The sequence below is a fragment of the Streptomyces sp. NPDC006326 genome, assembly GCF_040612915.1.
In the GTDB taxonomy this organism is placed as follows: Bacteria; Actinomycetota; Actinomycetes; order Streptomycetales; family Streptomycetaceae; genus Streptomyces.
In genome coordinates this window covers 130,318-143,170 of the sequence record NZ_JBEXRC010000007.1, presented here as the reverse complement: position 1 = coordinate 143,170, position 12,853 = coordinate 130,318, and the positions used below count along the sequence as shown (strand labels likewise).

General features: G+C 71.2%; 14 protein-coding genes. 11 read left to right on the top strand and 3 right to left on the bottom strand.

The annotated features are described in order from the left end of the window. Nucleotides 1-107 precede the first annotated feature (107 nt). On the top strand, nt 108-1,607 hold the full coding sequence (locus ABZ128_RS08370; RefSeq protein ID WP_356846860.1) for an RDD family protein: 1,500 nt from the start codon (nt 108-110) through the stop codon (nt 1,605-1,607). 108 nt (nt 1,608-1,715) lie between these two features. Beyond that, on the top strand, nt 1,716-2,441 hold the full coding sequence (locus ABZ128_RS08365) for an RDD family protein (RefSeq protein ID WP_356846859.1): 726 nt from the start codon (nt 1,716-1,718) through the stop codon (nt 2,439-2,441). Nucleotides 2,442-2,474: 33 nt separating this feature from the next. On the opposite strand, the gene ABZ128_RS08360 is transcribed toward ABZ128_RS08365, so the two are convergent. Continuing rightward, entirely contained in the window at nt 2,475-2,780 is a 306-nt protein-coding gene (locus ABZ128_RS08360; protein WP_356846858.1) for a hypothetical protein, read from the bottom strand. A 370-nt stretch (nt 2,781-3,150) separates the two neighbouring features. On the opposite strand from ABZ128_RS08360, the gene ABZ128_RS08355 reads away from it, so the two are divergent. After that, nucleotides 3,151-5,553: an immune inhibitor A domain-containing protein gene (locus ABZ128_RS08355; RefSeq protein ID WP_356846954.1), complete on the top strand. Its 2,403-nt coding sequence runs from the start codon at nt 3,151-3,153 to the stop codon at nt 5,551-5,553. A 111-nt stretch (nt 5,554-5,664) separates the two neighbouring features. Continuing rightward, on the top strand, nt 5,665-5,967 hold the full coding sequence (locus ABZ128_RS08350; protein WP_356846953.1) for a hypothetical protein: 303 nt from the start codon (nt 5,665-5,667) through the stop codon (nt 5,965-5,967). A gap of 28 nt (nt 5,968-5,995) precedes the next feature. Here ABZ128_RS08350 and ABZ128_RS08345 read toward each other — a convergent pair whose 3' ends face one another. Next, complete coding sequence (locus ABZ128_RS08345; RefSeq protein WP_356846857.1) at nt 5,996-6,589, bottom strand: isochorismatase family protein; 594 nt, start codon at nt 6,587-6,589, stop codon at nt 5,996-5,998. Nucleotides 6,590-6,662: 73 nt separating this feature from the next. Further along, entirely contained in the window at nt 6,663-7,991 is a 1,329-nt protein-coding gene (locus ABZ128_RS08340) for a nicotinate phosphoribosyltransferase (RefSeq protein ID WP_356846856.1), read from the bottom strand. 80 nt (nt 7,992-8,071) lie between these two features. Between ABZ128_RS08340 and clpS the strand changes: the two genes are divergently transcribed. The 7 genes from clpS (at nt 8,072) to ABZ128_RS08305 (ending at nt 12,820) form a co-directional block, all read left to right on the top strand. Further along, nucleotides 8,072-8,386: an ATP-dependent Clp protease adapter ClpS gene (gene clpS / locus ABZ128_RS08335; protein WP_356846855.1), complete on the top strand. Its 315-nt coding sequence runs from the start codon at nt 8,072-8,074 to the stop codon at nt 8,384-8,386. After that, nucleotides 8,386-9,003, top strand: a complete 618-nt coding sequence (locus tag ABZ128_RS08330) for a DUF2017 domain-containing protein (RefSeq protein WP_356846853.1) — start codon at nt 8,386-8,388, stop codon at nt 9,001-9,003. Before clpS ends, ABZ128_RS08330 begins: the two co-directional genes overlap by 1 nt. Before the next feature lie 360 nt (nt 9,004-9,363). Further along, nucleotides 9,364-10,803 carry an amino acid permease gene (locus tag ABZ128_RS08325; RefSeq protein WP_356846852.1) on the top strand — a complete coding sequence of 480 codons (1,440 nt, stop codon included), beginning with the start codon at nt 9,364-9,366 and terminating at the stop codon, nt 10,801-10,803. A gap of 102 nt (nt 10,804-10,905) precedes the next feature. Then, complete coding sequence (locus tag ABZ128_RS08320; protein WP_356846851.1) at nt 10,906-11,328, top strand: M67 family metallopeptidase; 423 nt, start codon at nt 10,906-10,908, stop codon at nt 11,326-11,328. Between the two features lie 77 nt (nt 11,329-11,405). Continuing rightward, nucleotides 11,406-11,513 (top strand): putative leader peptide, encoded by a 108-nt coding sequence (locus tag ABZ128_RS08315; RefSeq protein WP_324603773.1) that lies wholly within the window; start codon nt 11,406-11,408, stop codon nt 11,511-11,513. A 78-nt stretch (nt 11,514-11,591) separates the two neighbouring features. Continuing rightward, nucleotides 11,592-11,870, top strand: a complete 279-nt coding sequence (locus ABZ128_RS08310; RefSeq protein WP_356846850.1) for a MoaD/ThiS family protein — start codon at nt 11,592-11,594, stop codon at nt 11,868-11,870. After that, nucleotides 11,870-12,820 (top strand): cysteine synthase, encoded by a 951-nt coding sequence (locus tag ABZ128_RS08305; protein ID WP_356846849.1) that lies wholly within the window; start codon nt 11,870-11,872, stop codon nt 12,818-12,820. Before ABZ128_RS08310 ends, ABZ128_RS08305 begins: the two co-directional genes overlap by 1 nt. Nucleotides 12,821-12,853 lie beyond the last annotated feature (33 nt).

Genomic DNA, 12,853 nt, shown 5'->3' with positions numbered 1-12,853 from the left:
GAGGGGAGGTTCGCTCGAAGGCTTGGATTCTCCCGTTACCCCACCGGTCGGGGGGCGGTTCTTGGCTATGGTCCTCCCCCTGCACAAGCCTCAAGCCACGATCGGAGTTGGGGACATTGACGGCCTCCCCTGGTGACGGCGAGCACGCGGCCCGCGAGGGCTACTACCCCGATCCGTCCATCCCCGGGTACGTCCGGTACTGGAACGGCCTGTCCTGGGTCCCGGGTACGAGCCGCCCCGCCACTCCTGCCGACGAGACGGGGCCGGTGTTCCTGGACCGGACGGGCGTGACCGAGGTGGTGGCCGAGCGGGCGCCGGCGGCCGCGTGGCAGGCCGATCCCGCCCAGCAGGCCGGCTTCGGCGGGTCCCGCGACGACCGGGTGTCCTGGGGCCACCGCGCGGAGCCGGAGCGGGATCCGAAGCCGAAGCCGAAGCCGGAGCCCGAGCCGGAGGCCGAGCCCGAGCCGGTGGCGGAGCGGGGGCCGGGGGTGTCCTTCGCCCGGGCGGGTGCGGGGACGGGGGCCGCGCGCGGCTCGGCCGAGGGGGTGGGCATCCTGTCGGCGCGGTCCCCCGCCGCCGAATCCCCGGCCTGGCCCTCCGCCCCGGGCGGCGGATCGGACTCCGGCCTCACCTCTTCCTGGCCCGAGGCCCGGGAGGCCCCCCGCCCGCAGCGCGCGGAACCCGGCCCCTGGCCCCCGTCCGGGCAGCCCGCGCCGAACCGCGCCGCGCCGGACGCACCCCCGTGGCCGTCCAGCCCGGACCGCCCCGCCCCGGACGAAGCCGGCGCCCGGCAGGCGGCCCACGCGGAGGTCCGGGCGGAGATCCGGGCGGCGGAGCCGGCCCCCGCCGGCCCGCGGGGCACCGGCACCTGGGCGCCCGAGCGGCCCGCGCCGACCCGGCCCGGCCCGGAGGCGGGCGGCGCCCGGCCTGCCGCAGGCGGCGGCGAGCGGGACGAACGGGAGCCACGGGACGGGGAGTCCGCGCCGCGGGGTGCCGTCCCCTGGACGCCGCGGCAGGGCCCCGCCGCGGGCGGTCCGCTCCCGGCCGAGCCGCCCGCCGACCGGCCGGAGGCGGAGGGCCCGGCCCCCGCCCGGCACCGGCCCACCGGGCGGGAGGTGTTCGAGCAGATGGCGGAGCGGGCCGTACGGCCGGCCGGACTGGCGCGCCGGGCCGTGGCGCGCGCCCTGGACTCCCTCGTCCTCGCCGCGGTCGCCGCGGCCGCCGCCCGGCCCCTGCTGCCCGCCGCCACCGCACACCTGCGGGCCAAGGTGGACGCCGCCCGCGGCACCGGCCACACCACCACCGTCTGGCTGTTCGACGGGACCGTCGCGGGCTACCTGGGCCTCGTCCTCGCCGCCGTCCTCCTCTTCGGGGTGTTCTACGAGGCCCTGCCCACCGCCCGCTGGGGCCGCACCCCGGGCAAGAAGCTCCTCGGCATCCGGGTCCTGGCCGCCGCGACCCTGCGCCCCCCGGGCTTCGGCGCGGCCCTGCGCCGCTGGCTGGTGTTCGCCCTCTTCGGGCTCCTCGGCAGCCTGTGGTGCCTCGGCGACCGCCCCCGCCGCCGCGGCTGGCACGACCGCGCCGCCAGGACGTACGTGTCCCGCTAGGGGCGCCCGCAGGGCCCCCGTACCGCCCCGGGCGCCGTACGGGGCGCGGATGCCCCTAACGGACCGTGTCCCGTTGCGGGCCGTCAGGAGGCGGGTTCGACTCGGGGCATGAGCACCGATCAGCCGCCGCCGGCCGAGCCGCCCGAGGACGACCCCTTCCTCAAGAAGCCCCCGCAGCCGCCGACCTCGGGCGGGCCCCCGCCGCCCGGAGGCCCGTACGGCGGCGGGGAAGGCCCGTACGGGGGCGGAGGAGGCGGCTACCCGCCCCCTCCGCCCCCGCCGCCGGGCGGCCCGTACAACGGCGGGGGAGGGGCGTACGGCGGTGGCGGCTACGGCATGCCCGACCCGCTCGCCGGGATGCCCCCGCTCGCCGACTTCGGCAAGCGGCTCGGTGCCCGCATCATCGACCTCATCATCGTGGCCATTCCCCTGGCCCTGATCCAGCTGGCCTTCGGCACCAACCGCTACATGGTCGAGACGAACAAGGGCGAGGACGTCAGCGAGGTCATCACCAAGTCGTACAGCGGCGCCGGCCTCGCGATGACCCTGATCTCGATCGCCGCGTACGTCGGCTACGACTGGTGGTTCACCCACCGGAGCGGGCAGACCATCGGCAAGAAGGCACTGGGCCTGCGCACCGCCATGCTCAACGACGGCCGCGTCCCGCCCTCGGGCGCCTCCCTGGCCCGCGCCGCGGTGCTCTGGCTGCCGACGCTGATCTGCTGCTTCTGCCTGTGGCCGCTCGCGCTGATCATCTCGATGCTCGTGGACAAGCCGTACAAGCAGGGCCTGCACGACAAGGTCGGCAAGACCGTGGTGGTCAGGGTGGTGTAGCGCGGCGCACCCCGGGCCGTGCGGGCGTACGGCTCAGTGGTGCACCGGCTGTTCGGCAGCGGCCGTCCGGGGTTCAGGCACCCGGGCGGCCGCCGGCATGGGAGCCCCTGCCTCCGCCTCCACCCTCGCCTCGGCCCCGGCAGCAGAGGCAGCCGGGCGCGGGCGCCGTGCAGGGATCGCCCCGCTGACGGCGATGAGCAGACCGAGGGCCAGCGCGGCCACACAGATCACCGCGACCCCGATGCCCGAACTCGTCTGCGAGAGCAGCAGCATGGCGATGGTCGACACGACGACGGTGGCGGACCCGTACACGAGCTGTGCGGCAGTCGGACGCGGCATGGCGGTATCCGTCCTCAAGGCGGGAGGGCCAGTCAGGAGACTCTAGGACGGGAGATTCCCGGGCGGAACCGGCAGTAAGCGTGACCTAACCCACGGTGCCGGTGCACGGGGGGCGCACGGGGTCACGCTCCACCACTGCGCGAGGGCCGGGAAGCGCCCTTCGTCCCATATGGCAGGAGAACGTCCGGATAGCGGAACCACCTGACCGCATAGTGCAGTTGTAAGGAACAAGTCAAGGTCTGTCTTTTCTCTCGACTCTCCGGTCAAATGTCGTCACTTGAGACGCGCGCCGCGCGGAACCCCCCACTCCTACGGAGATGTTCCGACCTGTGTCGCGGCCGCGGGAGGGGAACGACATCAAGTGACCAGCATTTCCAGTCGCCGACGAGCGCTGCGTGCCGCAGCCATCGGCGTGACCCTGGCCGCCACCGCGGCCTCCGGCGCCTTCTTCACCGCGGCCCAGGCCGACACCAGTTGGGGCGGCGCGCCGGCCGCGGACCGCCAGGACCCGACCGCTCCCGCCAAGGAGCAGGTCCCCCACAACCTCGACGGTCCGTTCAGCAAGCAGCAGGCGCAGGCGCGCGAGGCTGCCCTTGACCAGGTGCTGAAGGGCAAGAAGCAGGTCGAGCAGCGGGGTGCCTCGAAGGTCGTCAAGCTCGACGACAACAAGTACGTCGAGCTCGGCCGCGAGAAGACCGACAAGATCTTCACGATCCTCGTCGACTTCGGCGACCAGGTCGACAACACGACCATGTTCGACCCGGACGGCCCCGACGGCCCGAAGCCGGCCGTGCCGAAGTACGGCGGCGCCCCCGGCCCGGCGCACAACCAGATCGCCCAGCCGGACCGCTCCACGAACAACAGCACCGCCTGGCGCAAGGACTTCAGCCGCGAGTACTTCCAGGACCTGTACTTCGGTACCGGCCAGGGCAAGAACTCGCTGAAGACCTACTACGAGAAGACCTCCTCGGGCCGCTACTCCGTCGACGGCGAGGTCGCCGACTGGGTCAAGGTCCCGTACAACGAGGCCCGTTACGGCTCGAACTACTGCGGTCAGACCAACTGCGCCAACGTCTGGGACACCGTCCGCGACGGCGTCAACGCCTGGGTCGACGCGCAGAAGAAGGCCGGCAAGACCGACGCCCAGATCAAGGCCCAGCTGGCGCAGTACGACCAGTGGGACCGCAACGACTTCGACGGCGACGGCAACTTCAACGAGCCCGACGGCTACATCGACCACTTCCAGATCGTCCACGCGGGCGAGGACGAGTCGGCCGGCGGCGGCGTGCAGGGCCACGACGCGCTGTGGGCGCACCGCTGGTACGCCTACGGCACCAACGCGGGCAAGACCGGCCCGGAGAACAACAAGGCCGGCGGCACCCAGATCGGCGACACCGGCATCTGGGTCGGCGACTACACGATGCAGCCCGAGAACGGCGGCCTCGGCGTCTTCGCCCACGAGTACGGCCACGACCTCGGTCTGCCGGACCTCTACGACACCTCCGGTGGCGCCGAGAACTCCGTCGGCTTCTGGTCCCTGATGTCGGCCGGCTCCTGGCTCGGCGAGGGCAAGGACTCCATAGGCGACCTCCCCGGCGACATGACCGCCTGGGACAAGCTGCAGCTGGGCTGGCTGAACTACGACACGGCGAAGGCCGCGACGAAGTCCACCCACAAGCTGGGCGTCTCGGAGTACAACACCAAGGACAAGCAGGCGCTGCTCGTCGAGCTGCCGAAGAAGCAGGTCAAGACCGAGGTCACCACTCCCGCCGAGGGTTCCACCCAGTGGTGGAGCAACATGGGTGACGACCTCAAGAACACCCTGACCCGCTCGGTCGACCTGACCGGCAAGTCCTCCGCCGCCCTGTCCCTCAAGGGCTGGTGGGACATCGAGAAGGACTACGACTACCTCTACACCGAGGTGTCCACCGACGGCGGCGCCACCTGGACCGTCCTGAACGGCACCGCCAACGGCAAGGCCATCCCGGCCGACGCCGCGGGCAACGCCGGTCTCACCGACGTCTCCGGCGGCTGGCAGGACCTGAAGTTCCCGCTCGACGCCTACGCGGGCAAGAAGATCGACCTCCGCTTCCGCTACCAGACGGACGGCGGCGCGGGCGGCAAGGGCTTCACCGCCGACGCCCTCTCGATCACCGCGGACGGCCAGACCCTGTTCACCGACGGCGCCGAGAACGGCGACAACGGCTGGACCGGCAAGGGCTTCTCGCGCATCGGCGCCGGCTTCACCAAGGAGTACGAGCAGTACTACATCGCGGAGAACCGCCGCTACGTGTCGTACGACTCCACCCTCAAGGTCGGCCCGTACAACTTCGGCTTCGCCAACACCAAGCCGAACTGGGTCGAGCACTACCCGTACCAGGACGGCCTGCTGATCTGGCTCTGGGACAAGTCCCAGAAGGACAACAACGTCAGCCAGCACCCGGGCGCCGGTCTGATCCTCCCGATCGACGCCAACGCCAAGCCCATGAAGTGGGCCGACGGCACCCTGCTGCGGAACAAGATCCAGCCGTACGACGCGCCGTTCAGCGCGTACTCGACGGACGCGTTCACCCTGCACAAGAACGGCGAGGAGCTCTTCCTCAAGCCGAAGCCCGCGAACCTGGTCTTCGACGACCACAAGGGCAAGTACTACTACGACGAGAACCCGACCGGCTCGGTGAAGGTCACTGACACCAACACCAAGATCAAGATCGCCAAGGAGACCTACGACGGTCTCCAGATGACGGTCGAGGTCGGCCCCGCCGCGAAGTAACTCGTAAAACAGCAGGTCACAGCATGATCGGCCGTCGCCCTCTAGCGGGCGGCGGCCGATCGCGTTTAGATGCGTGAGCTGAGTTTCTTATTGACGGGGGAGCTGAAGATCATGCCCGGTGGAGGTTTCGTCAGACTGCCAGGCGGCAGCGTGGTGGTCGCGCTGACCCTGCCCAGGCCGTCCGGCGAGGACGGCAACGTCCGCGTGCTCGTGCACGCCGCGAACCGGGCCCGCGCCCTGACCAGGCTGCGGAACCACGGCATGCGCGCGGTGTACCTGCGGGGCAACGCCGAGCCCCCCACCCCCGACGAGGTCACGGCCGTCCTGCACCACCCGGACGGCCTGCTCTGGCGGGGCGCCCCGGACCGGGCCCAGGAGCTCTGGCACCCCATCCGGGCCCTCCTGGGCACCTGAGAGGGCCCCTGGGGGCCCCGGCACCGGCCTAGCGGGCGGGGCCGCCGACCACGGCCACGCCGGCCGTCCGGAGCTCCTCCACGGCCCGCTCGGTCGTGTCCGCGGCCACGCCCGCCGTCAGGTTCAGCAGCACCCGGGTGGTGAAACCGGCGCGGGCGGCGTCGAGCGCGGTGGCCCGGACGCAGTGGTCCGTGGCGATCCCGACGACGTCGACCTCGCTGACGTGCCGCTCGCGCAGCCACTGCGCCAGCCCCGTGCCGTTCTCGTCGGCGCCCTCGAACCCGCTGTACGCGGCCTCGTACGCCCCCTTGTCGAAGACGGCGGCGACGGCGCCGGAGGCCACGGCGGGCGCGAAGTTCGGGTGGAACCCCACGCCCTCGGTGCCGGCGACGCAGTGCACGGGCCAGGACTCCCGGTAGTCCGGCTCGGCCGGCGGGCGGGCGAAGTGCGGGCCCGGGTCGACGTGGTGGTCACGGGTGGCCACGACGTGGCGGTACCCGGGGGTGGCCTGCCCGATCAGCTCGGTGATGGCGGCGGCCACGTCGGCCCCGCCGGCGACCGCCAGGCTGCCGCCTTCGCAGAAGTCGTTCTGTACGTCGACGACGATCAGTGCGCGGTGCATTTCGGGTGCCCTTCGGCTCGGTGGTGTGCTGCGGCGGGCCCTGCGGGAGGCTCTTCCCCCCGCCCGGGCCGCGCTACGCGTACTCCGTCGGGATCACGGCCTCGCCCCGCGAGAGCTGCGTCGCCGACAGGGGGAGGCCGGCCCGGGCCTCGCGGTGGCGCTCCCGCGCGGCCTCCAGCGGTTCGCGGGCGACGACCTCGCCGGCCTTGACCAGCTCGACCAGCAGCTGCCGGTTCGCCAGGGCCGCGGGGACCGGCCCGGTCCCGACGACCTCGGCCTCCGCCACGCCCTCGGCGTCGACCCGCCGCGCCGCCCACTTGCGGCCGCCGACGGAGGTCTTCCCGCCGCTCGCCTTCTTCGCCACCGGCACCAGCGGCGCCTTCGGGTCGGCGGACTGGGCGCGGGCCACCAGTTTGTAGACCATCGAGCAGGTCGGGTGCCCGCTGCCGGTCACCAGCTGGGTGCCGACGCCGTACGCGTCCACCGGAGCCGCCGCCAGCGAGGCGATGGCGTACTCGTCCAGGTCCGAGGTCACCACGATCCGCGTCCCCGTCGCGCCCAGCTCGTCCAGCTGCTGGCGCACCCGGTGCGCGACCAGCAGCAGGTCACCGGAGTCGATCCGGACCGCGCCCAGTCCCGGCCCGGCCACCTCCACGGCGGTCCGCACCGCCTCGGCGACGTCGTAGGTGTCCACCAGCAGGGTGGTCCCCCCGCCGAGCGAGGCCACCTGCGCCGTGAAGGCGTCGCGCTCGCTGTCGTGCAGCAGGGTGAAGGCGTGGGCGGAGGTGCCGACCGTCGGGATCCCGTAGCGGAAGCCCGCCGCCAGGTCCGAGGTCGAGGCGAATCCGCCGACGTACGCGGCCCGCGAGGCCGCCACGGCCGCCAGCTCGTGCGTACGCCGCGCGCCCATCTCGATCAGCGGCCGCCCGCCGGCCGCCGAGGCCATGCGGGAGGCGGCGGCCGCGATCGCGGAGTCGTGGTTCAGGATCGACAGGACCACCGTCTCCAGCAGCACGCACTCGGCGAAGCTGCCCTCGACACGCAGCAGGGGGGAGCCGGGGAAGTAGACCTCGCCCTCCGGGTAGCCCCAGATGTCGCCCGAGAAGCGGTAGGAGGCCAGCCAGTCCAGGGTCCGCATGTCGACGACGGCGCGCTCGCGCAGGAACTCCAGCACGGCGCCGTCGAAGCGGAAGTTCTCGACCGCGTCCAGGACGCGGCCGGTGCCGCCCACCACCCCGTAGCGCCGCCCCTCGGGCAGCCGCCGGGTGAAGACCTCGAAGACCGAGCGGCGGTCGGCGGTGCCGTTCGCCAGGGCGGCCTGCAGCATCGTGAGCTCGTAGTGATCCGTGAAGAGCGCTGTCGACGGCACGTCCACCGGCAGGCCCAGGTCCGCAGGGTTCATGACACGGATGCTAGCGCACATTTCGTCAGAGTGACGAGATGTCGGGGTCGTTTGTGCGACGGGCCGGTCACAGTGGCAGCATGGGACGAGTGAGTGTTGCTCCCATTGAGATCGAACGCACCGAGTCGGCAGAAGAAGCCGCCGCGGTCCCCGAGCCCGACGTCCCCTGGGTGACCCTCGTGCACAACGACCCGGTCAACCTCATGAGCTACGTGACGTACGTGTTCCAGGCGTACTTCGGCTATTCGAAGGACAAGGCGCACAAGCTGATGCTCGACGTCCACCACAAGGGGCGGGCGGTCGTCTCCAGCGGCACCCGCGAGGAAATGGAGCGCGACGTGCAGGCCATGCACGGCTACGGCCTGTGGGCAACCCTCTCCCAGGACCGCGTCTGATGGGGCGCTCCGCCGGGATGTTCGAGGCCCTGAAGGGCGGCGGCGCCGCCATCACGCTGGACGAGATCGAGATCTCCATCCTGCGCTCCCTGGCCGTGCAGCTGCTGGAGCTCATCGGGCCGGGCGCACCCGAGCCCGACGCGGACGCGGACCCGCTGGCCGTGCTGTTCGCCGAGGGCAGCGACGGGCCCACCGAGCGGCCGGCCGATCCGGCGCTGGCCCGGCTCTTCCCCGACGCCTACGGCGGCCCCGGCCCCGAGGACCAGGGTGTGGACCCGGCCGAGCTCGCCGCCCGGTCGGCCGAGTTCCGCCGGTTCACCGAGAACGACCTGCGCACCCGCAAGCGGGAGGACGCGCTGGCCGTCGTGCGGAGCCTGGACGGGCTCGCGCCCGGCGAGGACGAGGCGGCCGTGCTGGAGCTGACCGGGGAGCTGCCGCTGCGCTGGCTGGGCGCCCTCAACGACCTCCGGCTGACCATCGCGGCCCGCCTGGAGATCACCGAGGACGACGAGAGCGCCATGCTCTTCCGGCTGCCGGATGACGATCCGCGCAAGCCGATGGTGATGGCCTACCTCTGGCTCGGCGGGCTTCAGGAGACGCTCATCGAAACCCTCTGAGAGCCGCCCGAAACCTCAGGAAAACCTCAGACGCGGCCATCGCTCGCGTACCGCCCGCGCCTCGTTCGCTCAGCGGACGCTCAAATCCGGATAACGATCAGATCACCGCCATGCGGTGATCTGATCTGTTTCGGGACCTTTGTCCCGAATTCCCGGTGTCCTGCGTCACATTTCCGTCCGCCGATCACCCGTAGGGCCGTGATAAATCTTCACGACCGCCGACGGGGCGCCACCCATGTCCCCCGGCCTGCTTGAACCGGCTGACCGCCGGGTGCAACTCCATCCGTATCCGGGGGGATCGAGGACCCGATCCGCAGCCAGTCAAGGCGCGGGTCGGCGTGGAGAAAGGCGCACCAAGACATGACCTCTGTGCAGGTCGAGCAGCACGACAGGACGCCCGGCGAGGGCGCACCGGCCGAGGGCGGCGAGGGTTACCACCGCGCACTCGGCGCCCGCCAGATCCAGATGATCGCGATCGGCGGAGCCATCGGCACCGGTCTCTTCCTGGGCGCCGGCAAGGCGATCTCCAAGGCGGGACCGAGCCTGATCCTGGCCTACGCCATCGCGGGCCTGGTCATCTTCTTCATCATGCGCGCCCTGGGCGAGCTGCTGATGTACCGCCCGGTCTCGGGCTCCTTCTCGGACTACGCCCGCCAGTTCCTCGGCCCCTTCTGGGGATACGCCACCGGCTGGACCTACTGGCTCTTCTGGGTGGTCACCGGCATCACCGAGGTCACCGCCGCCGCCAAGTACATGTCGTACTGGACCCACGACAGCTTCCCGCAGTGGGCCTACGCGCTGATCTTCACGGTCATCCTCTACGCCGCCAACCTGATCTCCGTGAAGCTCTTCGGTGAGCTGGAGTTCTGGTTCTCCATGGTCAAGGTCACCGCCATCGTCGGCATGATCCTGATCTGCGCGGGCGTCCTGACCATCGGCTTCTCCGACGCCGCCGGCGGCGCCTCCTTCTCCAACCTGTGGAACGACCGCGGCTTCTTCCCGAACGGCATCGGCGAGACGCTGATGACGCTCCAGATCGTCGTGTTCGCCTTCCTCGCGGTCGAGCTCGTCGGCGTCACCGCCGGCGAGTCCAAGGACCCCGAGAAGACCCTGCCCAAGGCCATCAACACCGTGCCGTGGCGCATCGCCGTCTTCTACGTCGGCGCCCTCATCATGATCATGTCGGTCATCCCGTGGTCGAACTTCAAGGCCGGCGAGAGCCCCTTCGTGCTCGCCTTCGAGAAGATGGGCCTCGGCCTCGGCGCCGCGATCGTCAACTTCGTCGTGCTGACCGCCGCCCTGTCCTCCTGCAACTCCGGCATGTACTCCACCGGCCGCATGCTGCGCGACCTCGCGCTCAACGGCCAGGGCCCGAAGGTCTTCACCAAGCTCACCAAGAGCGGCACCCCGCTCGTGGGCACCACCTTCTCCGCCGCCCTGATGCTGGTGGGCGTCTGGATCAACTACGTCGCCCCGGGCAAGGCCTTCGACTACGTCGTCTCCTTCGCCACCATCTCCGGCATGTGGGCCTGGATCATGATCCTGGTCTGCCAGATCCGCTACCGCTCCCTGGTGAACCGCGGAGCGCTGCCCGCCTCCCCGTTCAAGACCCCGGGCGCGCCCTGGACGAGCTGGTTCTCGCTCGCCTTCATCGCCGTCGTCATCGTGATGATGGGCATCGACGCCGACTCGCGCGTCTCGCTCTACTGCGCCCCGCTGTGGGGCCTGATCCTCGGCGTCTCCTACCTGGTGCTCAAGCGCCGCAACCCGGCCGGAGCCGCCTTCAACAAGGTCTCCTGACGAGGTCGCCCGACGCCTGCTCCACCGAGCTCGTGTCCACGATCCGGGCCCTCCCGTACCACACCTCGGTACGGGAGGGCCCGTCTGCTTATCCTGTCGCTCATGCTGACCCTCACCAAGGACCTGTACGACCGGATCGTCGAGCACGCCCGCCAGGACCACCCCGACGAGGCGTGCGGCGTCGTCGCCGGCCCGGCCGGCACCGACCGCCCCGAGCGGTTCATCCCGATGCTCAACGCCGCCCGCTCGCCCACGTTCTACGAGTTCGACTCGAAGGATCTGCTGAAGCTCTACCGGGAGCTCGACGACCGCGACGAGGACCCCGTCATCGTCTACCACTCCCACACCGCGACCGAGGCCTACCCCTCGCGCACCGACGTCTCCTACGCGGGCGAGCCCGGCGCGCACTACGTCCTCGTCTCGACGGCCGACACCGACGGCCTCGGCGAGTTCCAGTTCCGCTCGTACCGCATCGTCGACGGCGTCATCACCGAGGAGGAAGTGCAGGTCGTCGAGGCCTACTGACCACGATGTGAGCGTATGGCGTCCACGATGCGGGATCACACTCCAAACCGGGCACCGGGAATCGTTAACATGACCGCATGGTTCCCCACGACGTGAGCATCGAGACGCCCGGCAGGCTGCTGCTCGTGGCGCGGCTGCACGTCGACCTGTGCCGCCTCGCCAGCAGTATCTGTCCTGCCGCCTGAGCACCCACAGCCCCTCGCGCGGGGGGCCCTGCGCCGCGCCCCCACACCTTTGTCACGACACGACTGGAGCCTGCTGCCATGGCCATCGAGGTCCGCATCCCCACCATCCTCCGCACCTACACCGACGGCGAGAAGGCCGTCACCGGTGAGGGCGCCACGCTGTCCGAGCTCTTCGCCGACCTGGAGAAGCGCCACAAGGGCATCGAGGAGCGCATCGTGGACGGCGGCAAGCTGCGCCGCTTCGTGAACGTCTACCTCAACGACGAGGACGTCCGCTTCCTCGACGGCATCTCCACCGCGGTCAAGGACGGCGACAGCGTCACCATCCTCCCGGCCGTCGCCGGCGGCTCCGTCTGATGCGCTACGACTCCCCGCTGGCCGCGGTCGGCAACACGCCGCTCGTCCGGCTGCCCAGGCTGTCGCCCTCCGAGGACGTACGGATCTGGGCCAAGCTGGAGGACCGGAACCCGACCGGCTCGATCAAGGACCGCCCCGCGCTCCACATGGTCGAGCAGGCCGAGAAGGACGGCCGGCTCCACCCCGGTTGCACCATCCTGGAACCCACCTCGGGCAACACCGGCATCTCCCTGGCGATGGCGGCGAAGCTCAAGGGCTACCGGATCGTGTGCGTCATGCCGGAGAACACGAGCCAGGAGCGCCGCGACCTTCTCGCCATGTGGGGAGCCGAGATCGTCTCGTCACCGGCGGCGGGCGGATCGAACACCGCCGTCCGGGTGGCGAAGGAACTGGCCGCCGAGCACCCCGACTGGGTGATGCTCTACCAGTACGGCAACCCGGACAACGCGGGCGCCCACTACGCCACCACGGGCCCGGAGATCCTGCGGGACCTCCCCTCGATCACCCACTTCGTGGCCGGGCTCGGCACGACCGGCACCCTGATGGGCGTCGGCCGGTACCTGCGCGAGCACGTCGAAGGCATCAGGATCGTCGCCGCCGAGCCCCGCTACGACGACCTCGTGTACGGCCTGCGCAACCTCGACGAGGGCTTCGTCCCCGAGCTGTACGACGCCTCCGTCCTGACGACCCGCTACTCGGTCGGCTCCGCCGACGCGGTCACCCGCACCCGGGAACTCCTCCAGCAGGAGGGCATCTTCGCGGGCGTCTCCACCGGAGCCGCCCTGCACGCGGCGATCGGCGTCGGCCGCAAGGCGGTCGACGCGGGGAAGTCGGCGGACATCGTGTTCGTCGTGGCCGACGGCGGCTGGAAGTACCTCTCCACCGGCGTCTACACGGCGAAGACCACGGAAGAGGCCATCGAAACCCTCCAGGGCCAGCTCTGGGCGTGACCCCCGGCCGCGGCCCCGGCCCGCACTGACCCG

What these genes read in the sequence shown, in the direction of transcription:
- ABZ128_RS08315 (WP_324603773.1), top strand. Translation starts at nt 11,406, where the DNA reads ATGGTTCCCCACGACGTGAGCATCGAGACGCCCGGCAGGCTGCTGCTC.
- ABZ128_RS08330 (WP_356846853.1), top strand. Translation starts at nt 8,386, where the DNA reads ATGGGGCGCTCCGCCGGGATGTTCGAGGCCCTGAAGGGCGGCGGCGCC.
- ABZ128_RS08350 (WP_356846953.1), top strand. Translation starts at nt 5,665, where the DNA reads ATGCCCGGTGGAGGTTTCGTCAGACTGCCAGGCGGCAGCGTGGTGGTC.
- ABZ128_RS08365 (WP_356846859.1), top strand. Translation starts at nt 1,716, where the DNA reads ATGAGCACCGATCAGCCGCCGCCGGCCGAGCCGCCCGAGGACGACCCC.
- ABZ128_RS08345 (WP_356846857.1), bottom strand. Translation starts at nt 6,589, where the DNA reads ATGCACCGCGCACTGATCGTCGTCGACGTACAGAACGACTTCTGCGAA.
- ABZ128_RS08360 (WP_356846858.1), bottom strand. Translation starts at nt 2,780, where the DNA reads ATGCCGCGTCCGACTGCCGCACAGCTCGTGTACGGGTCCGCCACCGTC.
- ABZ128_RS08310 (WP_356846850.1), top strand. Translation starts at nt 11,592, where the DNA reads ATGGCCATCGAGGTCCGCATCCCCACCATCCTCCGCACCTACACCGAC.
- ABZ128_RS08305 (WP_356846849.1), top strand. Translation starts at nt 11,870, where the DNA reads ATGCGCTACGACTCCCCGCTGGCCGCGGTCGGCAACACGCCGCTCGTC.
- ABZ128_RS08320 (WP_356846851.1), top strand. Translation starts at nt 10,906, where the DNA reads ATGCTGACCCTCACCAAGGACCTGTACGACCGGATCGTCGAGCACGCC.
- clpS (WP_356846855.1), top strand. Translation starts at nt 8,072, where the DNA reads ATGGGACGAGTGAGTGTTGCTCCCATTGAGATCGAACGCACCGAGTCG.
- ABZ128_RS08325 (WP_356846852.1), top strand. Translation starts at nt 9,364, where the DNA reads ATGACCTCTGTGCAGGTCGAGCAGCACGACAGGACGCCCGGCGAGGGC.
- ABZ128_RS08340 (WP_356846856.1), bottom strand. Translation starts at nt 7,991, where the DNA reads ATGAACCCTGCGGACCTGGGCCTGCCGGTGGACGTGCCGTCGACAGCG.